The sequence below is a fragment of the Cohnella boryungensis genome, assembly GCF_042651945.1.
In the GTDB taxonomy this organism is placed as follows: Bacteria; Bacillota; Bacilli; order Paenibacillales; family Paenibacillaceae; genus Cohnella; species Cohnella boryungensis.
On sequence record NZ_JBHSED010000036.1, the window covers coordinates 233660 to 256202 of the forward strand.

Sequence of the window (22543 nt, forward strand, 5' to 3'; positions counted from 1 at the left end):
GGCGTCCGGGTCCGTTTTGGAATAGCTGTTGCGGTCGCCAAAGCAGGCTTTCTGCTGCTTATATCTGTTTAAGCGAGGCAGAAAATCTTCTCGAATTTGGTTTAGCGGCTGCTCCAAGGCACTGCGCGCTTTGCGCAAGCTTTTCCGCTCTGCGCTACCACTTGCCTCGGCTATTTGTTCTGTTAATCCTTCGACCTTCTCCTCCAGCATGACCGCTGCTCATTGAGCCTGGCGGGGAGGTCTTCTGGATCTGCCGCCGTGTACGGGCCAGCTTCCTGCTGTGTTAGCGTATGAATATGTGCAAGGGTCGCCTTTACCTTTTCCTTGAGCTTCTCCTCGAAGCGCAGCGTGGATTTTTTCCACACAAACGAATACTTGTTCGCGTCAGCTTCGATCTTCGTGCCATCTAAAAAGTACTGCTCCATCGTAATGTAATTGTCCGAGATGAGCTTGTGAATCATCGTTTCAAACAACTCGTCCATGAACGCTTTCATGCGCACACCGCGGAAGTCATTTAAGGTACGGAAGTCGGGCTGCTGCATCGCAGCCAGCCACATGGTCGGGATGTTTTCGTACAGCAGCTTTTCGATACCACGGCACGAGTAGACCTTTTGCGAGTAGCCGTAAAGGATCACCTTGAGCATCATTTTCGGATGATAGGAGCTGCGGCCACCACCTATGTAATGAGCAAACAACTGCTGGTCAGGGATCGCTTCAATCATCTCATCGATGACACGAGCCACATGATGAATAGGGATCAATGCTTCCAGATCCAAAATCATGTGCATCTGTTTGTTGTCGTAGGCTTTGAACGCAGGGATGAGATTCCGCTTGGAAGCCGACTGTTCTTCCAAATCTCCTAGAGGAATCGTTTGTTGCGTGGTATACTGTTCTGTAGTAGTCGATAGATTACGCATAAAAACCGTCCTTCTTCAAATGATTGTGTGGTAACTTTCATTTTACAAGAAAAGACGGTTTTTATGTTCCTATTTTTAACATTGAATACAACCGGGGCTTCCAGAAGCCAGTTTTTACTGACTTTCTGGACAGCCCCTTCTTGCTTTTCCGATTTACAACAGTCTGAACGGATGACAACTTAATGAGACCAGACCGCATTAGATTACCGCGCATTCTCTCATTTATTATTAAAGTTCTAAAAAATTATTAATGCGGGGAAGGCCCGAGTTTGGTTGAACGGCTTAATTGCGGTGTGCTACAGTATTGGAGCGCAACCCCCGGATGGGAAAGCCATCCTGTTGGAATGATGACAAATACGAGGAAGGTCGCAATGAAAAAGTTATTCAAGAATGGCTTCGTCAGATTGGGACTAGTTCTTGCAATCGCAGGCGGAGCGCTTGTATATTGGCTGATGCCGCCTGTCGCCAAGGTTGAAAGCGCCGAGATCGGCAATGGCGTCCAGGTGAAGTTCAAGACGAACGGAACGCAAATCGAACAATATCATAACCAAACATGGAACCCTTATTTCGCTAAAGGGGTCAATATGGGAGCCGCCGTTCCCGGACATTTTCCCGGCGAGCTTGAGATTTCGAAGGACGATTATATGAGATGGTTCGAGATGATTCAGGAGATGGGCGCCAACGTCATCCGCGTGTACACCATTCTGAAGCCGGAGTTTTACGAATCGTTGGTCCGATACAATGCGAAGCATCAGGATAATCCGCTCTTCTTCATTCAAGGAGTATGGAGCCCGGAAGAGCAACTGATCGCCGGCCAGAACGCCTTTGATCCGAAGGTCAAACAGAAGTTTGAAAAAGAGATTCAAGAAGCCGTAGAAGCGGTATATGGAAATATCGATCTCGAAGCCGAGGAGCATTCCGGCAAGGCCAGCGGGAAATACGTATTCAATGCCGGGCCCTACCTCATGGGATGGATCGTCGGTACGGAATGGGACCCGGTGATGGTGAAGAGAACGAATAAGAACAATCCGGATGCGGCCGACTATAAGGGGGAACATTTTCAAAGCAAACCCGAGGCTAATCCCTTTGAGAAATGGCTGGCCGAGATGGTCGACATCACGGCCGCAACGGAAGCGAAGCACGGCTGGCAGCATCCGATTGCCTTCTCCAATTGGGTGACTACCGACCCGCTTGAACATCCGGGCGAGCCGCTGGTCGCCGAAGATATGGTCAGCGTCGACCCGATGCACATCACCGCCGTAGATTGGGATGCCGGTTATTTTGCCTCCTATCACGTGTACCCTTACTACCCGGATTTCTTCACCTTCGACAAGTCGTTTCAGACGATGAAGAACGATAAAGGTGAAATCGATAGCTACAAAACCTATCTTCACAAGCTCAAGAAATACCACAGCGATATGCCGATTATGATTACCGAGTTTGGCGTTCCCGCCTCGCAAGGCATTGCCCACACAGGCATGCTGGGACGCGATCAGGGAGGGCACGACGACAAGACGCAAGGGGAGATGGATGCGGATATGTTCCGTCAGATCCATCAAGAGGGATACTCCGGCGCGATCTTGTTCACCTGGCAGGACGAGTGGTTCAAGAAAACCTGGAACACGATGCACTACGACATTCCCGACCGGCGGGCCTATTGGTACAACACGCTCACGAACGAATCCCACTTCGGCGTGCTCGGCATGTATCCGGGGAAGGATGATGTGATTCACATTGACGGGGATGCTTCGGACTGGGACAAGCTTGAGGATGGGGATAAGACCAAGCTGGATATGCAAATCGAAGGCTTCAATGAAATATGGGCTACGCACGATGAAGGATATCTCTATCTCTTGGTTAAATTATCCGAATCTTTAGAATTTTCTAATGATTCTATTTATTTGGGGTTCGATACGTTAAAGGGAGGCAATCGCCATGCGCCGCAGCTTCAGGGAAAGACGCTGGACGAAGGCTTGGAAACGCTGATTGAACTCGGAAACGAGGATAAAGGGCAGATGATGATTGCCTCCAACTATGACCTCCATACCCGATTCTACGGCAAGCTATCGAACATATTGGCTTATGATCCTGAAGAATTGGAGGATGATAGCGGGCTGTTTAAGCCATGGAAGCTGGTCGTGAACTATTTGCTTGAATACCCGGACGCTCGCGTCGATCATCCCTTCGGCGATATTGAAGTAGGAGATTTGCAGAGAGGAATGAGCAATTCGCAAGATCCGAACTACAATTCCAAGGCGATGTGGCAGGCCAAGGGCAATGTGCTGGAAATTCGGATTCCTTGGATGCTGCTGGGATTCAGCGATCCCAGCTCGCTCAGCGCGATTAGCTACACAGATACGGGATCGAAGGAGTTCGAATCCGTGAAGGTCGAGGGGGTTCGCATCGTGCCGTGGATAGTCCGCAAGGCCTCGAAGGAAGTCGTCGGACTCGAAGGCAGCAGCCCTTATCCGGTATCGCAGCTTCCGCTCTACACTTGGAAGAGGTGGGAGGACATCGACGTCGAGTACGTGGAACGTCCGAAACAGAGCTACGGAATTATGCAAAAAGCGATGAGGGAAGCGGATCAACCGGTGAATCAACCAGTGAATCAACCGGTGTCCAAGTAACCATGAAGGAAGGGTTATATTTGTGTATATCAACATTGATGTGGCGATCCGATTTTTGTATGTGCTCATCGTCCTGAATGTGGCCTTCGCCGTCGTGGTGTATGCCCTGAAAATCAAAAATCTGAGAAGAGCCGGAACGGAACGCAGGTTCGAGCTCAAAATCAAGGATTACTTCACCTATGTTCTGGCCAATATCGAAGGAAAAGAAGCGTTGAATCCACCGCCGTTTGCATGGAACAAAGCGGAGCAGCACGCGATGCAGGAGCGCTTGAACGATATGATCGAGAACTTTACCGGAACGGCTCGCGACAAATGCCGGGAGCTCTGCGAACGCTTGGGCTTGGTGCAATACCACATGGACCGTTTGAACAAAGGCTCCTATTCCGTGAAAATCGATGCGGCGTATCACTTAGGCTGCATGAGAGTACGGGAGGCTGCTCCGGCTTTGCTCCAGCTTCTCCAATCGCACCAACGGAATTCTTCCCTCTTCGTCATCGCCCGTTCGATTGCGAAGTGCGCTCGCAACGAACAAGACGTCAAGGACATGGTGCAGGCTGTTCTGAGGCACAACAAGGGATTCTACGATTTGCTGGTCGACATGGTGAAAGAAGCGGATGTCGACCACGGGGCTCTGTTCGCCGAATTGATTCAACGGGAGAGCCATGCATTCATACACATTGGCTTGCGCGGATTGAAGGACTATACCGAGCCGAAGGTGGCATCGGCGGTCTACCGGCTCATCGATTCCCCGGACGCCGCCATTCAATATAAGGCTGTGGAAATCTATCTGAAATCCGTTCATTTTATTCCCCGCAACGTCGTGCAGAAGCTGCTTCGGCATTCGATGGATGAGGTGCGCGTCCTCACGGTTCAAGCGATCGCCGATCTGAAGCTGGTGACGTATATCGATGTCATGAGCAACGCCTTGCTGGATAAAAGCCGGCGGGTTTCCGAGGCCAGCGCGCAAGGGTTATGGCTTCTTGGAGAAGGTGGAATCGCTCAATTGTGCGAGGTCGCCGCAGAGGCAAGAGGGTCGGAGCAAGGGGAATACCTCCGCGGGCTTATTGAGGATCATATCCAATATCTATCGTCGAGGCTCCATGACCTTGACCAGCTCACCCGGTACAATTCGTTGGTTTACCATTACGAGAAAAAGTTCGGCAAGAGCAAACGAATCTATCGGGTTGTGTAGCTAACAGGTTTGGGAGGGAAACGAACATGAGGATACTGGATTACTATTTGCAGCAATTCTTGAACTTCTTGCGAGATTTTCTATTGGGCTACGGCTACTTCGCCATGTATTACGCATTGGCGATTACGTTCATCTATTTCTTGATCTTCGGCCTATCGATTCGGCATACGCTCCCTCTTCAACGGGGCATCCGATACAATCGCGTACAGAAGCTGTCCGGCTCGGAGCACGTACCGGCGGTGTCCTTATTGGTCCCGGCGTACAACGAAGAGTTAATGATTAAAGAAAACGTGCGCTCCCTATTGGCTCTGAATTACCCGGAATACGAGGTCATCGTCGTGAATGACGGCTCGAAGGACAATACGGCCAACATCATGATCGAAGAGTTTAAGCTTCGAGAGATCAAGCCTGTTGTTGCAAGCCATATTAAAACCGAAAGAGTCAGAGGCTACTATCACAATCCCGAATATCCGAATCTGTATTTCATCGATAAGGAAAACGGAGGGAAAGCGGACTCCTTGAATGCCGGGATCAACCTTTCCCGCCATCCGTTGATTTCTACGATCGATGCGGATTCGCTGCTGGAGAAGGATGCGCTGACCCGAATCGCCCGAGTGTATATGGAAAATCCCGAAGAGACCGTGGCGGTCGGGGGCAACGTTCGAATCGTCAACAGCTGCACGGTAGAGGACGGAATGGTCAAGAATATCCGGTTCCCCAAGCAATGGTGGCCGGCTCTTCAGAACGTCGAGTATATCAAAGCCTTCTTGGGCGGCCGGATCGGCTGGAGCGCCATTAACGGATTGATTATCGTATCCGGCGCCTTCGGCGTGTTCCAGAAGGATAAGGTAATTGCGGTTGGCGGCTACCGCGGCGGATATCCCGGGGAAGACATGAACATCGTCATCAAGCTGCATCGCTATTGCCTGGAGAACAAAATCCCGTATCATGTCGCGTTTTGTCCGGATGCCGTGTGCTGGACGCAAGCGCCGGATACGTATCGGATTCTAAGCAGCCAACGGATGCGTTGGGGTCGCGGCAACCTGAAGAACATGGTCGAGGAAGGCAGGCATATGATCTTCCGCCCCCGCTACAAGGTATTCGGGCTGTTGACGCTTCCTTATAATATCTTGTTCGAAACGTTAAACCCGTACTTTCGCTTGAGCGGCTTAATCGCCATGCTCGGCTATTGGCTGCTGAATATGGCGGATTGGAAGACGGTCGCCGTCTTTATGCTGGTGAACTTCTTCTCCTGCTTCATCCTTAGCCTCGGCGCTTTGTACATTGAGGAAAAGGCGTTCAGCCGCTATCCGAAGCTGAGCGATCTCCATAAGATGATTCTTTACTCTTTCCTCATGTTTCTCGGGTATCGCCAGGTTGGCGTTCTGTGGAGGTTCTTGGGACACATCGACTTCTTCCGCAACAACAATACGTGGGGAACGATGGTTAGAACCAATTTTAATAAATAAGATCAGATATATAGGTTGAACCAAAGACACAACAATGAGCAGGCAGAGTGCAATGGAGAAAGGGAATGGTTTGTCGCGAGTTCTGGCTTTGAGTTTCTCACCTATAAAGGTCTAATCCATCAAAGAAACTCAAAACAGGCTGTCTGAAGCCGGCAAGCCATCCCTTTCGAAATGCAACGGTCTTCTAATATTCATTGGTTCAACCTATATAAATTAAAGGAGTGGAGAAAATGGCCGTTGTGATTCGCAACAGCATTCAGGACATTACGCTGCAGCTACTGCAATCCATTCATTTGGCAACCCTGAAGAGCGCCTCGTGCGGAGTCGTATTGGCTCCTTGCGCGAGTATGAACCCCAAAACGCTTGAGCAGGCGAAATTACGGATGAGCGGCAACGATGCCTCTCTATCGGTTCAACTGAGCTATGACGATCCGAATCAGGTTCTGTGCGTCGTATTGGAAGGAGCGACCTTGGGCAGCGCCCATTACGCGTCCCTCGCCTTAAAGGATTTTCTCCACAACCAGCATCTGCTGCAAGGGCAAGTGGTTGTCGCCGGCTTTCCGGAGAGCGGAAAACCGACGGAATCCGCAATCGGGGCATTCCTGCAGCAGGCGATCCGCAGCAAAGGAATAGAAGGAGATATTCACTTCTTTACGGCGACCAATGCCGAGACGTCCGTCCTGATTGCCGATCCCGACGATCTCGTTCGCGAATTCATCAAGGTTCGGCTGGAGCTGAAGGGATATCGCGTCTACGAGGCCAAGGACGGGCAAGAAGCTTACGACATGTTCGTTCGTACGTTTCCGGACCTCGTCATTACCGAATTGAATTTGCCTATCCTCGACGGTTACCAGCTCATTCGCAGCATTCAACGTCATGATTCGCATGAGGGCAAGGCGATCGTTCTGACGGACAAGCAGCTTTCGGAGAACAGAAGTCGCGCTTACGAATCAGGTGCTGCCGACTATGTGACCAAGCCGCTGTCGATATCCGAATTGGAATGGAAAATCAAGAGACTGACGACAAACTCATAATCTTGTGAGATCGAGGAGCGGATCATAGATGGTATACACCCTGTTAAAAGAAAACTTGCAGAATAAAACGGCGAAGGTTGGCGTCGTGGGACTGGGATACGTCGGATTGCCGCTGTCGATGGAGATGGTCAAGGGCGGCTTTACCGTATACGGCATCGACCTGGATCAGCGCAAGGTGGATACGCTTCTTGGCGGGGAGTCCTATATTCAAGACGTGCCCAGCGCCGCTGTGGCCGATGCCGTAGTCAGCGGGAAGTTCGTGCCGACGAGCCGATACGAGACGATTCGGGAATTGGATACGATCAGTATTTGCGTACCGACTCCGTTAAGCGAGAACCAGGACCCGGACACCTCCTTTATCGTGAGCGTCGTGAACGAGATCAAGAAATATATCAAGAAGGGAACCTTGATCGTTCTTGAAAGCACGACATATCCCGGAACGACGGAGGAATTGATTCAATATGAGCTTGAGGCTATGGGATTAACGGCGGGCCGGGATTTCTTCCTGTGCTTCTCGCCGGAACGCGTAGATCCCGGGAATCCCAACTTCAATACTTACAATACGCCCAAGGTGATCGGCGGAACGACCGAGCAATGCAAGGAGCTTGGCGTCACGCTGTACAACAACGTGGTCAAAACCGTCGTTCCGGTGTCCTCGCCTAAAGTGGCGGAGATGTCGAAGCTGCTTGAGAATACGTTTCGCAGCATCAACATCGCGTTCGTCAACGAATTGGCCATGATGTGCGATCGCATGACGATCGACGTATGGGAAGTCATACGGGCGGCTTCCACGAAGCCGTTCGGATTCATGTCCTTCTATCCGGGGCCGGGAATCGGCGGTCACTGCATCCCGCTCGACCCGATGTATTTGTCGTGGAAAGCCAAGGAATTCCGCTTCTACAGCAAATTTATCGAATTGGCCCAATCGATTAACGACAACATGCCGGAGTACGTACTGAACAAAACGGCCCAAGTGCTGAACGTATACGCCAAATCGATCCGCAACTCGAAGGTTCTGATCTTGGGTATGTCCTATAAGCCGGATATCGACGATCTGCGCGAATCTCCCGGTCTGGAAATCTATGAATTGTTCAAAACAAGCGGGGCGAAGGTCGACTATTACGATCCGTATGCGACTTCGTTCAAAGACGAGCAGGACCGCGTCGTTCATACGGTGAAATACGATCCGGACGCATTCGCCCAATACGATTGCATGGTGCTAATCACCAATCACCGAAGCTTCAGCTATCATGAGCTGGCGGAGATGGGCGTTCCGATCATCGATACGCGCAACGCTTTTGCCGATATCAAGTCGGATAACATTCATAAGCTGGGAACCGGAATTCAACACCAAGACGCGAAAGTTCTTGTCGGTGCCTAAGCTCGAATCTCTAAGCAAGGTAAAGCTCATTAAAATCATTTTGATCGCCGTGCTCGTCTGCACGGCGATCGCAACGGTTCTTATGCTGAGACGACAATTCGAAAGGCCGCCTGTCATCGCCACATGGGTGTGGGACACGAAATCTTTAATGCAGGACAAAAACAGCATGCTCGCTTTTGCCGAGGGCCAGGGAGTGAACGTGATCTTCCTGCACGTCGACCGGAAATCCGAAGACTTCGAACCGTATCGGGCCTTCATCGAGGAGGCGCACGAATTGGGGATGGAAGTCGAGGCGCTGGGAGGAGATCCGACCTGGGGATTAACCGAATATCGGCAGGAAATCGACTCCTTTATCGAATGGCTGGAAGACTATTGCCAAGCCGTGGGCGAGAGGGCCGCGTTCGACGGCATCCACGTAGACATTGAGCCCTATCTACTGGAGGAATGGGAGCGGGAGCGCGACGAGGTCGTACGCCAATGGATGGGCAATGTGGCGTATTTGGTCGACAGGATGAAGCCGCATGCATCCTCGCGCATATCGGCCGATCTTCCTTTCTGGATTCACAAGGTTCCGACCCGCGAGGACGTGAGCCTGGGGGCCTGGATGCTCGATCGGCTCGACCGCGTTGTGCTCATGAATTACCGGAATTTCGCCATCGGAGAGAACGGCATCATAGACAACGCCCTGCCGATGATCAAAGAAGGCACCAGAGCAGGGAAGCCGGTGATCATAGGTTTGGAAACGGCCCCTACCGACGAGGGAGAGCACGTTACTTTTTATGGACAAGGGACTGCCGACATGCATCGGCAAATGCAGCTGAGCCATATGTTCATGCAGCGGTACTCCGGATATGGAGGCTTCTCCATTCATAACTTCAAGAGCTGGAGGGAAGCCTCGGAGTCCGGCAGGCACGCAGGAAAGGAAGGATAACCGTATGGGAAAATATTTCGGAACGGACGGGGTAAGAGGCGTCGCGAACGCGGAGCTGACTCCAGAGCTGGTATTTCGATTAGGCCGGTCAGGCGGTTATGTATTGACCCGGAATAAGCAAGGACAACGCCCTGTCATTCTCATCGGACGGGATACGCGCATTTCGGGAGAAATGCTGGAGGCGGCTCTTGTGGCAGGCCTATTATCGATCGGCGCGGACGTCCTGCGCTTGGGCGTCATCTCTACGCCGGGCGTGGCGTACTTGACGAAAGCAAGGGGGGCGGATGCCGGGGTAATGATCTCCGCGTCGCATAATCCTGTGGCGGATAACGGGATCAAATTTTTCGGCGGCGACGGCTTTAAGCTGTCGGATGAACTGGAAGCGGAGATCGAATCGCTGCTGGACGCGGATGAGGATCGGATTCCTCGTCCGATCGGCGCGGACGTAGGGGCGGCACAGGACGATCTCGAAGGCGGGCAAGCCTACGTCTCCTACTTGAAATCGACGGTCAATCACAGCTTCGATGGGCTCAAGGTGGTTCTGGATTGCGCCAACGGCGCGGTATCGAGGCTTGCCCCCCGGCTTTTCCGCGATTTGGGCGCGGACGCGATCGTGCTGGCCCATCAACCGGACGGGCTGAATATTAATGAGAATTGCGGCTCCACGCACCCCGAAGCGGTTCAACGGGCGGTTCTGGAGCATCAGGCCCATCTGGGACTTTCCTTCGACGGGGATGCGGATCGGCTCATTGCCGTCGACGAGAAGGGAGCGATCGTGGACGGGGACCACATTCTTTTTATTCTGGCCGAATTCATGAGGAAGCATCAGCGGTTGAATCGCGACACTGTGGTTTCTACCGTGATGAGCAACCTGGGCTTCTACAAGGCGCTGGAGAGCAAGGGGGTAGAGGCCAAACAAACCAAAGTCGGAGATCGCTACGTCTTGGAGGAAATGCTGCAGGGCGGATACAACCTGGGCGGGGAACAGTCGGGCCATGTCGTCATGCTGGACTACAGTACGACCGGAGACGGCATGCTGTGCGCGATTCAGCTGATGAACGCGATGAGGGCCGAAGATCGGTCGTTAAGCGAGCTTGCCCAGGGCATGGTCAAGTATCCGCAGCTTCTCGTGAATGTTCCGGTAGGGGACAAGACGAGGCTGACGGGCAATCCCCGAATCCAGGCAGCCGTCAGGTCGGTAGAAAATCAGATGGGCGGAAGCGGAAGAGTGCTCGTTCGTCCTTCGGGCACGGAATCGATCGTCCGAGTCATGGCGGAGGGACCGGATGAGCAACGGCTTACCAACTTTGTCGATCTTCTTGTCGAAGTCGTCAAGGAAGAGCTGGCATTCCATCCGGCTTAACAAGATGGAAATCGACCATGACGGGGCCTTTACTTCTTCCCGAGGTGGCAGGCTATGAAGAGGTGGCTCATCTGTTTGTTGACGGTCGCCCTTAGCGCCGTTATTTTCGCGCCTGCCGCGCCTGCCGCTTCCCGGATCCAGGTCGTCGTCGACGGGCAGGCTGTGACTTTCCCGGACGAGCCTCCGTATGTCGATCGCAAGTCCAACCGTACGATGGTACCGGCCAGATTTGTAGTCGAAACGCTGGGCGCCAAGATGACATGGAATGGACGATTGAACCAGATGACTTTCACGTATAGAGATCAGACGGTTCGCTTGACGGTCGGCCATAACGTGGCGCAAGTGAATGGGAAGCCGGTAGCCTTCAATCCGCCCGCGACGACCAAAAACAACCGTACGATGATTCCGCTTCGGCTGATCGGCGAAATCTTTCAAGCGGAGGTGGAATGGGACGCGAAAAGCAAGCTGGCCGTCGTGACGACTTCGGCGAAAATGCCTAAAGGCACGTGGATCTGGGACGCAAGCCTCATCGAGAAAGAGCGGGATCGTATCCTGAGCTTTGCAAGCAAGCAAGACGTGACGGCGATTTACCTGCATGTGAATCGGGACATTGCACCTGCCGTGTATGAAGACTTCGTTCGAAGGGCCACAGAACGGCAGATCCGGGTGGAGGCGCTGGCCGGTCGCCCCGAGTGGGCTTTAACGACGAATCGGGACCCCATTAAATCCTTCATTGCCTGGACGCTGCAGTACAATGCGTCCGTCGGGGAGGAAGCGCGTTTCGGCGGCCTGCACTTCGATATCGAACCGTATCTGCTGGCCGATTGGCGAACCGACTCCAAGCGCATTCTTGAACAATGGATACATAACCTGAGGTGGATTGAACAGGAAGCCGAAGGAAGCGGCTTGAAGATGACGATGGACGTCCCTTATTGGCTTCATGAAGTGAAGGTGCCCGACACCGACTACAGCATGAGCGCGTGGCTGCTGGAGAAGTTCGATTGCCTCGTCATTATGGATTACCGCAATCATGCGCTGGGGAAGAACGGGATCGTCGACAATGCTCAGGTCATATTGCGGGAAGCCTCCGCGCTTAACAAGCAGGTGATCGTGGCGGTGGAGACCGCCAAAAGCCTGGAGGGCGATCGCGTATCGTTCTATGCCAAGAGCGTCGAATACATGGAGCAAGAGCTGCAGACTGCGCATGGGGAGCTTTTCCGATATGCCAGCTATGCGGGAATGGCCATTCATGACTACAGAAGCTGGGCTGCAATGGTTGAGAAAGCCAAGTAACAGGCATTCCTGACCGGGACCGCTAAACGAAATAACCGTCAATTTCGCGGAACAAGCGAGATTGACGGTTATTTTAATAATCGTAACTCAAGGGAATATTAGATTAATCTGCGGATGCTCCCTTTTTCCTGCGGATAAAGCGCCGATCGATGAAATAAGCGATGAGCAAGGACAGGACACTGAGCAAAACAGGTATGCCAAACGCTTCAAAAGAGAAGGAGCTGCCCTCCAGCTTCAGGTGATCGGTGGCGCGATATTCGAGCCGCTTGGCCGCAAATTTCGCCGTCGGGATATCCTCCTGCCCGGCCAAATCCTCGAATGCGGGATCCATTGCAAACCGATCCGCCGCGTCGCGGTGCAGGAACAGCAGTTCCGCGCTGTTGCCGCTGCTTTTCCATTGGCTGATGTCTTCGGCGGCTATAGACTCGACATCGGCACCGACAACAATCATTTTCGATAGCTTCGGCACGTCTTTTATCTGATAACGCGCGACTAGGTTCAGGCCGTGCTTCGTTACGACCGGTTCGTTCGCGCTGGAGACGGTCAACGTCGTCGTCGTACCGGAAGCGGCGTACGTATCGAATGCTGCGGACAAATCCAGTTCATCGGCGCCGTTATACAGCAGCACGCCCGCCTTTACTTTGTTCCATTGAAAAGCGTTGTTCAGTACGTACGTTATATCGCTCAGCCCGGCAACGAACGGTTTCATTTGCGGGTTTGTCACGTAATCGTATGAGGGATAGTTCATCTCTCCCGCCACTTTCTTCGCTGCGGCCTCGCCCAGCTGTTGGGAGATGACGTATAGCACAGCATCGATCCCAGATGTCAGACCGGCAGAAGATACGATATTGTCTTGCGGGACGTAGCGCCGATCTTTCACCCACTGGATTTCCGGATATTTTTTAATGAGCCGGTTGATGTCTCCCCAATGCGTTGCAGCCGATTTGCCGTTCAGCAAGCCGGTATCCGCCAGATTTTCAGCTCCGTTGCATATGGTGAGCAATGTCGTCTTGGCGCTCGAGTGCTTCCGCATCCATTCACGGACGGGCGCATATTTTTTCTCGTCCAGAATCGGCATATACGGAATGACGATAATGTCCGGGCTTTTGCCGAGCATCGCATCCATCTCGTTAAATGAATAATGCGGGACGACATCGAGTCCGCCAGTCAGTGATTTAATTTCGCGATCGGGGGCAACGCCGTATACATTGTAAGCTTCAGTCATTGCAAACATCTCGTACGGGACGAGAAAATCGAACACTTCCGTCACTTCGTTCGCCAGCAGCACAGCCACCGTCGGTTTGTTCGCGTCATATTCAGGTACCTTCACATCCGTCAGTGAAGGGGCGGCTCTATCGTAAACCGACATTCCGGCATTCATTGTATTCACGAACCCTAAGGCGCCTGTCCCCCCTACGACGACGACAAAAACGATGAGATAGATCATGATGCGTAAGAAAGTTTTCACTTGTTGCGCTCCTTCGAGTTAGATTGCTTACCCTTAAAGTTTAACAAGACGAGATGAACATATCCTCTGTCTGCGGTTCGGTAGAAGGCCCGCCTAAAGTTTGAGCGGTCATTGGACTCAGGTCTGTATTCCACTTGGTTTCTATGATCGAAAGTGTGGAGTGAAGCTTGACAAGATTTTGATTTTATGCAAAGTTAAGTTGCTGGTATCGAATAGGTTAAAAGAGCGCGGGAAGCGGGAAAAGGTGAACCTTATGAAAGCGAATCGAATGGAAGCGTTCAGCGATGGCGTACTGGCGATTATCATTACGATTATGGTATTGGAATTCAAATTGCCGGAAGGCCATGACTGGCATGCGCTAATCGAGCTTGGTCCGAAAATTCTTAGCTACATCTTCAGTTTCGTGTATATCGGCATCTACTGGAACAATCATCATCATCTGCTGCATATGGTGCGAACGATGAACGGGCGGTTGATGTGGCTTAACTTGCTGCTGCTCTTCTGGCTATCTCTTGTGCCGTTCACGACAGCTTGGATGGGGGAAAGCCATTTTGCTGCCACTCCAACGGCGCTGTACGGGATTATTCTGCTACTGGCGGCTCTCTCGTACTGGCTGCTTCAGCGCGCGATTGTTAACCAGCATTCAGGAGATTCCGCATTCGTCGCGGCGATGGGAAAAGACTGGAAAGTGAAAATATCTCCCTCGCTCTACTTGACTGCGGTCTTGACCGCGTATGTGAGTCCTTGGATATCAGGCGTCTTTTTCGTACTCGTTGCGATAATCTGGTTCTTGCCGGACAAGCGAATCGAGTATGCTCTGAGAGGCCGCTAAGAAAAGTTCTTCGATTCTCGCGTGCAGGCGGGCTTCGAAGAGCTTTTTTTACCCTATCAGAAAGTATAAAACTTGGACTTCTTATCCCATCTGATAGCTCGATACAAAACGTCTGCCGCCGTACCCAAGGACGGCGAAGCCGTTTTTACTTATCTGACGCAGACGCCATGAGCGAATGTAACTCCTGTTTAGTAAGCTCCAGAGCGAACAATGAGGGTGGGGCGTGCGTCCTATCTACAGACGGTCGAACGTAATGACTGGAGTAGATTTGAACCGCGAACTTTAGTTCATTTGGCGGTTGATTCGGGTCGAATGGGTGTTCTAACATAGGGACAAACCCATTTTTGTATGGAAGTGTTTGACATCGACACCCTCGCGTTACCAAACGAAGCGGTGTTTTTTATTTAAATAGAAGAAAGGATGACAGAAATGCCAGATGATAACCAAGCTCGTCCTCCTGCCGGTTCTGTAAGGGAAGCCGGGCGTTATCCCCTCGATCTGACCGGTCCTCACAGCCACACACTTGTCATTAAGCCTGGTGTGGGTAGTCTAGCCATAGGACCGTCGCAATTGCGGAAGAAGGCAGACCTTCATGTTGCGTCTGATGCGCGCATCGATTGGACCGTATTCGAAGCCTTCGCTACGCCGGCGGGCTCGCCCTGGCCGCGATACCTGATCTATACAGGCAGTGACTCAAGCTTCTTCGACTGGGCGCAGAGTCGTCCCATTGAAGAGATGACGTGGGCTCCGATTCTGCCTGCAGACACGACGGCGGACGCCAGCCGGTCCAATGTGCATGGCTTGCATATCGAGATGGACGAAGTCGGGGGGCATCTGAGCCTGAAGCTTCCGAAAGGGCATTGTCGCCTGAGCGTGTCCGGCGATCTATCACGCTTCTCGGCCACTGGCGATATGCCATCCTCTCTGTCCCTAGCGCCCCGCACCGGCCGACGCAAGAATGATACTCCTTTCGTGCTGCCCGACCTGGGGGATCTGTACCAGGTGACGAGTCTGACGCTGCACAATGCGCCTATGGGACAGCCCATCTCGCTGGAGTGTCTGAACCGGTTCCCAAACCTGAACTCACTGAGCTTGTGGGGGAATTTCTGCGACCTGATCCTGTTGGCTCATCTTGACCGGTTAACGAACCTGGAGCTGCGCTTCATGCCTGAGCTGGGGGACTTGCCGGCTTTGAACGCGTGGCCGCTGCTTGATAGATTCATCGCCTACAATGTGGAAGATGCCGCGGGCAAGCGGCTAAAGCAGCAAATGAAAATGCGCGCTAATACCCGCCCATGGACCGGCTATGCTTCAGTAAGCCAACTGCGAAAGGCGGAGTGGTGGACGACCGAGCTCGGGCGCCCGTTCTCGTCCTGGCCCAAACGTCTAGCCAAGCTGGCTAACGAAGCCTACAACGTTGCACAGGCGGCCTTGGCCCAGGCCCGCAGCTTTGCCGATGCCGAGGCAGCCATTACCGCTTTCACCGTGCGCTTCAATACCCTTAAAGGCATCGAAACCACCGAACGAGAAGACCTTGGCGAAGCGGTGTGGCAGCTCAGCCAGTCCGATCACCAGATCGGCCAGCCTATAACAGAGGAACTGGCCCAACGTTGGTTCGACGCTGCGCGCGATTATTGAATGAAATGAGTTATGAATAGCAAGTAGGCAATTGCTTAGAAAACGATATAGAAGGAATGAATATGAATAAAAAAATCGGCGAGTTTATGACTTGGGCTAATGAGAACGGCTGGGATATAGCCGGAAAATCCGGGTTCGAATTAAATTTAAGTAGTAGTGTTATATCTAGATATAAAGATATCCCAAATGAATTTTTAGATTTTTTACGTAGGGTTAAAAGATGTATTACACCGAACGAGAAGACTTGGTTTAACTGCGAGGATGAGTTCAATAATAGCTCAGACCTTGCATTTAAGTGGAATGAATTTGAGGTGCTGAGTCTAGAAGCTGCAATGGATGATTCTATTTGGAAGTCGCAAATAACGGCGTGGTGGGATAATTATGTGCCAATCGTTATGTCGGTTGAGGGTGGATATTCCTTCTATGCGATTGATTTAACGAATGGGGCTATTGTACGTGGATATGAGCCCGAATTTGAGGAAGTCGATAAAGTAGCAAGCACTCTTGAACAATTTCTTGAATTGATTATGTCGAATTCAATAGAGCTCCAGTGATAAATGAATGAGGATAGTGCGATTAAGCACATCGAGTTCAGAGTTGAAGTTAAGGCTCAATTCAAGTAATGAAAGGACAGGGGCGCCCTGTCCTTTCTTAAATAGAGGAGAAACGGGTGATGAGTTGATGGCTCAACAATGTTTACAGATCGACTCTCAAGGTGCCCAGCATCTTGGCGAATTTCGGATCGTGGTAGGATAAGAAAAGACTTTCTCGTGTATCAAGGGCGGAAATTTGTTCGATATCGTCCACGCCTAACTCAAAATCGAAAATGTTGAGGTTTTCGACGATCCGCTCTTTTCTCACCGACTTTGGAATTACAACGACATCACGCTGAACAAGCCAGCGCAACACGACCTGTGCGACGGATTTGTTGTGTCTTTCTGCGATCGAGGCCAGCACTTGGTTGCCGAACATGTTGTTAAGTCCTTCAGCGAACGGTGCCCATGACTGATGTTGAACTCCCTGCTCTTTCATGAAAGAGGCACTTTCCGTCTGCTGGTAGAACGGGTGCGTTTCGATCTGGTTGACGGCGGGCACGATTTCGTTATGCACGATGAGGTCCATCAGACGGTCGGGCAGGAAGTTGCTGACGCCGATCGACTTGATCTTGCCTTCGCGGTACAACTCTTCCATTGCACGCCAAGCACCGTAGTAGTCGCCGAACGGCTGGTGAATAAGATATAGATCGAGATAGTCGAGCTGCAGCTTCTTCAAGGACTTGGAAAAAGCAAGCTTGGCACTCTCGTAGCCGGCATCCTGAATCCAGAGCTTGGTCGTGATGAAGAGCTCCTCACGCGGTACGCCGCTGCGCTTGATTGCGCGTCCAACCGCTTCCTCATTCAGATAACCGGCGGCGGTATCGATCAGGCGGTAGCCGGCCGTTAGCGCTTCGTATACTGCGTTCTCGCACTCTTCAGCATCGGGAATCTGGTAGACGCCGAAGCCGATAATCGGCATTTTCACACCGTTGTTCAATGTTACAGTCTGCATTGTAATTCCTCCCATGGTTCAAATGTAAAACGGCAAACGGCCGCAGATCCCGGAAATCCGACACCACAGTGGGGATTTCACTTACGGCCGATTTGCATTACAATAAGCCTATTACCTTCGTGTTACACGAAGTCAAGCCGTCTTCAAAAGTTTATTTTCCAAGGAGGATTTCACATGCATACGGTCAAAGAAGCCTCCCAGATAACGGGACTCACTGAGCACGCAGTGCGCTTTTATACAGATAAAGGTCTGGTGCCCAGCGTACAGCGCAATCAAAACAACATTCGGATGTTCGACGAAGAATCGATCAACTGGCTGCTTGGCGTCAAATGCCTCAAGCAATCCGGGATGCCGATTGAAGTCATTAAAATGTATGTCGATCTCTGTCTTGAAGGGGATTCGACCATTCCGCAGCGCTGCACACTCATGATGGAACATAAAGAAGAGGCACTTGTTAAGCTCGAAGAAGCCAAACAGCACGTTGCCCATTTGGAACAAAAAATCGACCTGTATCAGGCCATTCTGGAGCACCGCTCTCCAGACACGACCAATCCCGGAAGCTGGGACAAAATTCAGCATATGCATTGTGATGTATTTTACACGCCCTCTGTTCGGAAGGCGTGAGCGTGAAGGACAAGAGCCAGGCGAAAATATTGGTCCAAGCCGGGTACGACTAGCCGGTGCCTGCCTCTTCGGGGGCTTGGTCTTATGCCGTGAATATGATATATGTATAGAAAATAGCTGAACCGATTTTAAGCTAACGGCAGGATGGTTGAATAGATATGTCTACCCCTATCATGGCCACCAAGCTTTATATCCCTGCGCCTCGGCCGGAAGCGGTTCTACGCCCGCGGTTAACCGAAAGACTCGGCAAGGGCTTATACCGCAAGTTTACCCTGATCTCCGCTCCCGCAGGCTATGGCAAAACAACTTTAGCTTGCGAATGGCTTGCCGATTGCGGGCGGCCGGCCGCCTGGCTGTCGCTCGAAGAAGGGGACAATGAACTTACGCGCTTTTTAACCTGTATGATCTTCTCGCTGCAGACGCTTGAGGCGAATATAGGAGAAGGCGTACTGGCTATGCTTCAGACTCCCCAACTGCCGCCGACCGAGTCGATGCTGACCGTTCTTCTTAACGAGATCGCGGCCATTCCGCATCCTTTCGTACTTGTTCTTGACGATTATCATGCGGTAAATTCGAAGCTGATCGACGATGCCGTGTACTTCCTGCTTGAGCATCTTCCCGCTCAGATGCATCTCGTCATGACGACCCGCAAGGACCCGAGTTTTCCGCTGGCCCGATTGCGAGTTCGGGATCAATTGACCGAGCTGCGAGCTGCCGACATGAGATTCACGCTCTCCGAATCCGAAGATTTTTTGAACCGTATCATGGGTCTTAACCTGTCTAGGGATAAAATCATCTCGTTGGATTCACGCACCGAAGGCTGGGTTGCGGGGCTGCATTTGGCTGCGCTTTCCATCCAGGGAGATCATGACGCCGATCGGCTCATTCAGTCTTTCACGGGCAGCCATCATTTCGTGCTGGATTATCTGATAGAAGAAGTCCTGCAGCGGCAACCGGAAGACGTTCAAACCTTTTTGCTGCGAACATCGATCCTCGACCGTCTGTGCGGGGCTCTATGCGATGCCATCGTGCTTGATCTCGCGGTTTCCGGCAAGACAGCTTTAATGGAGCTTGAACGCAAGAACTTATTCGTCGTACCCTTGGACAATGAACGGCGGTGGTATCGTTATCACCATTTGTTTGCCGATTTACTTCGCAGAAGGCTGCAAGAAAGTCTGGACGGAAGCCGTATCGAGGAACTGCATAAACGAGCAAGCGTCTGGTATGAGAACAACGGCTTCGAAGTCGAAGCGTTTCGCCATGCCGTGGAATCCAATGACATCGATCGTACCGCGCGCCTGCTCGAAGGCAAAGGAATGCCGCTGCACCTTCGCGGGGCTGCGGGCATTTCGCTGACCTGGCTGGGGTCGTTGCCTGCCGCGGAATTGGATTGCAGACCCGCGTTGTGGGTGATGTATGGTTCAGCCCTGCTGATTGCGGGCAAGCCGACAGGCGTCGAACACAAGCTGCGAGCGGCAGAGGCGGCCCTGACAGGTGCGGAACAGGACATCGGCGTCAGGGATCTGATCGGACTGATTGCCGCGACTCGGGCGACACTGTCATCCTTGGCGTTGACCGGCAATCCTGACGGAGTTGAACGAAAATTACGGACTGCCGAAGCGACCATGCAAAACACGGGAGAGGGCGACAAGACCGATGAGCTTGTCGGGCTGATTGCGCCTGCAAGCGAGGTGTGGACAAGCGGAAATCAAGGGCTTGAGAATGTAATTGTCTATTCTCGCCGTGCGCTCTCGTATCTGCGACCGGATAATATCCCCGTGCGGACGGCAGCAGCCTGGATGCTGGGCGTCGCTTGCCAGCGGAGCAGAGCTCATTCCGAAGCACGCGAGGCCTATAACGAGGTCATATCGAACAGCCTGGTAATGGGGCATCAACTGATGGCTGCCATGGCCATGATTGGGCTAGGTCAAATGGAGGAAGAGGCAGGTCGGACCCGTTCGGCGGCGGAATGTTATCAAGAGGCACTGCGTCTGGGCGGCGATCTGCCGGTTCAAGCTCTTCGTGAAGCGCAGCTTGGCTTGGAGCGCGTACGCCATAACGGGATGAAGAGCAAGCTGATCGAGCCGCTCAGCCAGCGAGAATTCGAAGTGCTCGAGCTCATAGCCAAGGGGCTCTCGAACAGGGAAATCGGCGAGAAGCTCTTTTTGGCCTTGGACACGGTCAAGGGGTACAATCGCAGGATTTTCGAAAAGCTTCAGGTGCATAGAAGAACGGAAGCAATCGCTCGCGCCGACGAGCTGAATTTGTTCAAGAACACCCGTAAACCACACTAAAGTGTCTACAGGCCCCAATCCTCTTCGAGCTATACTGCTTTTATCAATTAGCCAAGAGGAGATAAACATGAATAAGATTGCAAGAGCGGCAGGGCTGTTGTTTCTGGTGTCGACAGGTGCTTACATGATCGGAAGCGGGCTTCTGAACCCGGTTCTCAATCAACCGGATTTCCTCTCCAATCTGTATCCGGACTCGACAAACGCGGTTTGGGGATCGTTGCTTGAATTGATTAACGCCATGGCGGTGGCGGGGATTGCCATGCTTCTGTATCCAATCTTAAAGAAGCACAATGAAGCGTTCGCAGCGGGATACTTCGCATCGCGGATTCTGGAGTCTGCGCTGCTTATCCTAAGCGCAATCTGTCCGCTTATCCTTATCGAGCTTAGCGGAAGTTACATCTCCGCAGGTACGCCCAAGGATTCTTACTTTCAAACGATAGGCCATCTACTGATAGACGCGCATTCTGTGCTGTTTCAAATAGCCATGCTCGTGCTGAGCTTAGGCAGCTTGTTGCTTTGTCATATACTCTATCGATCAAGGCTGGTTCCGCGATTATTGGCGGTCATCGGTTTCATCGGGTATGCGGCATTGTTGGCGAGCAGCTGTCTGGCGATCCTCGGCCAAGAAATCGGACCCGTTCTGTATGTTCCGGGGGCAGTATTCGAAATCGCGTTTCCCGTTTGGATCATTGTCAAAGGATTCAATGTTCGCAAGGAGGAAATCTGATCAAACAAATTGCAGGCCTGGCTTCTGTTAATCGATCCATTCCCACACAGCGTCCCTTAGCGGGACGTTTTTTTTCTATTAAAGGATAAGACCCAGTCCTCCTTGATCCTCATCTGATCGGAATGGAAAGATAAGTTAAAAATATGGAGATAAATCTATAGTTTATCCGGTTAACTTGTATGCGCTTACAAATTATAATTTACAGGGAAAGGAGGTGGAAGCGTTAATTTCTCGGCATAGGGCAAGACCAGGTTTTGTTCTGCAAGAGAAACAACAGACACACAGCATGCAGGAGAGCAGTACCCATTCCCAACACTTTAAGGAGGAAGATTATGTTTAAGCTTAAAAAGAAATTTCTTCTCACATTTTTGGCCGCTTCCATGAGCTTCAGCTTGTTCGCGGCAACCTCAAGCGCAGCGACCGACTACTGGCAAAATTGGACAGATGGCGGCGGAACCGTTAACGCGGTGAACGGGTCCGGAGGAAATTACAGCGTGAACTGGTACAACACCGGGAATTTCGTTGTCGGCAAGGGCTGGAATACAGGATCGCCGACGCGAACCATCAACTACAATGCCGGCGTATGGGCGCCGTCCGGCAACGGGTATTTGACTCTTTACGGATGGACGAGAAACTCGCTCATCGAATATTACGTCGTGGACAGCTGGGGCACTTATCGGCCTACCGGAACGTATAAAGGCTCCGTGTATAGCGACGGGGGCACCTATGACATCTATACGTCCATGCGCTATAATGCGCCGTCTATCGACGGCACGCAAACGTTCCAACAGTTCTGGAGCGTCCGTCAGTCGAAGAGAGGGACGGGTAGCAACGTTGCGATCACGTTCAGCAACCATGTCAACGCATGGGCAAGCAAAGGCATGTATCTGGGAAGCAATTGGTCGTTCCAGGTGCTGGCGACGGAGGGCTATCAAAGCAGCGGGAGCTCCAACGTAACGGTGTGGTGACAAGGGGGAGCGTTAGACTCTGCCCTCAAGGCTGAGAAGTCGGCCGATCATTGATATTGCTAAGGCCTGCCGGCTTCACAGCCGGCGGCCTTCTTCTAGATAGGCCGCCATGGTCTCACTGGATTCCTATCCCTTATAAGTCCAGCGGTATGATGTCAAGTCCCTCATTCGTTAGAAATGGAAATTTTCTTGGCAGTTAAGCCACGCAGCCGAGGAAAAAGGGCACATCAAACTAAA

General features: G+C 52.0%; 18 protein-coding genes and 1 pseudogene. 15 read left to right on the top strand and 4 right to left on the bottom strand.

Annotation, left to right across the window (positions count from 1 at the left end):
- Together ACFO1S_RS17850 and ACFO1S_RS17855 are read right to left on the bottom strand one after the other, a co-directional pair.
- Window positions 1-210, bottom strand: a pseudogene (locus ACFO1S_RS17850) (IS5/IS1182 family transposase); the annotation flags it as partial.
- Window positions 183-917, bottom strand: a complete 735-nt coding sequence (locus ACFO1S_RS17855) for a transposase (protein ID WP_204603938.1) — start codon at window positions 915-917, stop codon at window positions 183-185. The pseudogene ACFO1S_RS17850 and the gene ACFO1S_RS17855, both read right to left, overlap by 28 nt.
- A gap of 371 nt (window positions 918-1288) precedes the next feature.
- Here ACFO1S_RS17855 and ACFO1S_RS17860 point away from each other — a divergent pair, with 371 nt between their 5' ends.
- The 8 genes from ACFO1S_RS17860 to ACFO1S_RS17895 all read left to right on the top strand — a co-directional run bounded on the left by ACFO1S_RS17860 (window position 1289) and on the right by ACFO1S_RS17895 (window position 12207).
- Window positions 1289-3544 (top strand): hypothetical protein, encoded by a 2256-nt coding sequence (locus tag ACFO1S_RS17860; RefSeq protein ID WP_204603939.1) that lies wholly within the window; start codon window positions 1289-1291, stop codon window positions 3542-3544.
- 22 nt (window positions 3545-3566) lie between these two features.
- Window positions 3567-4736 (top strand): hypothetical protein, encoded by a 1170-nt coding sequence (locus ACFO1S_RS17865; RefSeq protein WP_204603940.1) that lies wholly within the window; start codon window positions 3567-3569, stop codon window positions 4734-4736.
- A 68-nt stretch (window positions 4737-4804) separates the two neighbouring features.
- A complete protein-coding gene (locus ACFO1S_RS17870; RefSeq protein ID WP_204603964.1) occupies window positions 4805-6205 on the top strand; it encodes a glycosyltransferase family 2 protein in 1401 nt (466 codons plus the stop codon).
- Window positions 6206-6435: 230 nt separating this feature from the next.
- Complete coding sequence (locus ACFO1S_RS17875) at window positions 6436-7239, top strand: response regulator transcription factor (RefSeq protein WP_204603941.1); 804 nt, start codon at window positions 6436-6438, stop codon at window positions 7237-7239.
- A 28-nt stretch (window positions 7240-7267) separates the two neighbouring features.
- On the top strand, window positions 7268-8620 hold the full coding sequence (locus ACFO1S_RS17880) for a nucleotide sugar dehydrogenase (protein ID WP_204603942.1): 1353 nt from the start codon (window positions 7268-7270) through the stop codon (window positions 8618-8620).
- Window positions 8613-9551 carry a glycoside hydrolase family protein gene (locus ACFO1S_RS17885; protein ID WP_204603943.1) on the top strand — a complete coding sequence of 313 codons (939 nt, stop codon included), beginning with the start codon at window positions 8613-8615 and terminating at the stop codon, window positions 9549-9551. Before ACFO1S_RS17880 ends, ACFO1S_RS17885 begins: the two co-directional genes overlap by 8 nt.
- Window positions 9552-9555: 4 nt before the next feature.
- The gene (glmM, locus tag ACFO1S_RS17890) at window positions 9556-10914 is read left to right on the top strand and encodes a phosphoglucosamine mutase (RefSeq protein WP_204603944.1); all 1359 of its coding nucleotides are present in this window, start codon (window positions 9556-9558) and stop codon (window positions 10912-10914) included.
- Between the two features lie 54 nt (window positions 10915-10968).
- Entirely contained in the window at window positions 10969-12207 is a 1239-nt protein-coding gene (locus tag ACFO1S_RS17895; protein WP_204603945.1) for a copper amine oxidase N-terminal domain-containing protein, read from the top strand.
- A gap of 103 nt (window positions 12208-12310) precedes the next feature.
- Here the strand turns inward: ACFO1S_RS17895 and ACFO1S_RS17900 are convergent, their stop codons facing one another.
- Window positions 12311-13675 carry a DJ-1/PfpI family protein gene (locus ACFO1S_RS17900; RefSeq protein WP_204603946.1) on the bottom strand — a complete coding sequence of 455 codons (1365 nt, stop codon included), beginning with the start codon at window positions 13673-13675 and terminating at the stop codon, window positions 12311-12313.
- A 253-nt stretch (window positions 13676-13928) separates the two neighbouring features.
- On the opposite strand from ACFO1S_RS17900, the gene ACFO1S_RS17905 reads away from it, so the two are divergent.
- The 3 genes from ACFO1S_RS17905 (at window position 13929) to ACFO1S_RS17915 (ending at window position 16699) form a co-directional block, all read left to right on the top strand.
- The gene (locus ACFO1S_RS17905) at window positions 13929-14507 is read left to right on the top strand and encodes a TMEM175 family protein (protein ID WP_204603947.1); all 579 of its coding nucleotides are present in this window, start codon (window positions 13929-13931) and stop codon (window positions 14505-14507) included.
- 429 nt (window positions 14508-14936) lie between these two features.
- Complete coding sequence (locus ACFO1S_RS17910; RefSeq protein ID WP_204603965.1) at window positions 14937-16145, top strand: hypothetical protein; 1209 nt, start codon at window positions 14937-14939, stop codon at window positions 16143-16145.
- Between the two features lie 62 nt (window positions 16146-16207).
- Window positions 16208-16699 (top strand): SMI1/KNR4 family protein, encoded by a 492-nt coding sequence (locus tag ACFO1S_RS17915; protein WP_204603948.1) that lies wholly within the window; start codon window positions 16208-16210, stop codon window positions 16697-16699.
- A gap of 142 nt (window positions 16700-16841) precedes the next feature.
- On the opposite strand, the gene ACFO1S_RS17920 is transcribed toward ACFO1S_RS17915, so the two are convergent.
- Window positions 16842-17693 carry an aldo/keto reductase gene (locus ACFO1S_RS17920; RefSeq protein ID WP_204603949.1) on the bottom strand — a complete coding sequence of 284 codons (852 nt, stop codon included), beginning with the start codon at window positions 17691-17693 and terminating at the stop codon, window positions 16842-16844.
- Between the two features lie 174 nt (window positions 17694-17867).
- Here ACFO1S_RS17920 and ACFO1S_RS17925 point away from each other — a divergent pair, with 174 nt between their 5' ends.
- From ACFO1S_RS17925 to ACFO1S_RS17940, 4 genes are all read left to right on the top strand, one after another.
- The gene (locus ACFO1S_RS17925) at window positions 17868-18317 is read left to right on the top strand and encodes a MerR family transcriptional regulator (protein WP_204603950.1); all 450 of its coding nucleotides are present in this window, start codon (window positions 17868-17870) and stop codon (window positions 18315-18317) included.
- Window positions 18318-18475: 158 nt separating this feature from the next.
- Window positions 18476-20611, top strand: coding sequence for a helix-turn-helix transcriptional regulator (locus tag ACFO1S_RS17930; protein WP_378127259.1), 2136 nt, complete (start codon window positions 18476-18478; stop codon window positions 20609-20611).
- 67 nt (window positions 20612-20678) lie between these two features.
- On the top strand, window positions 20679-21338 hold the full coding sequence (locus ACFO1S_RS17935) for a DUF4386 domain-containing protein (RefSeq protein ID WP_204603951.1): 660 nt from the start codon (window positions 20679-20681) through the stop codon (window positions 21336-21338).
- Window positions 21339-21670: 332 nt separating this feature from the next.
- On the top strand, window positions 21671-22306 hold the full coding sequence (locus ACFO1S_RS17940) for a glycoside hydrolase family 11 protein (RefSeq protein ID WP_204603952.1): 636 nt from the start codon (window positions 21671-21673) through the stop codon (window positions 22304-22306).
- The last annotated feature ends 237 nt before the right edge of the window (window positions 22307-22543 follow it).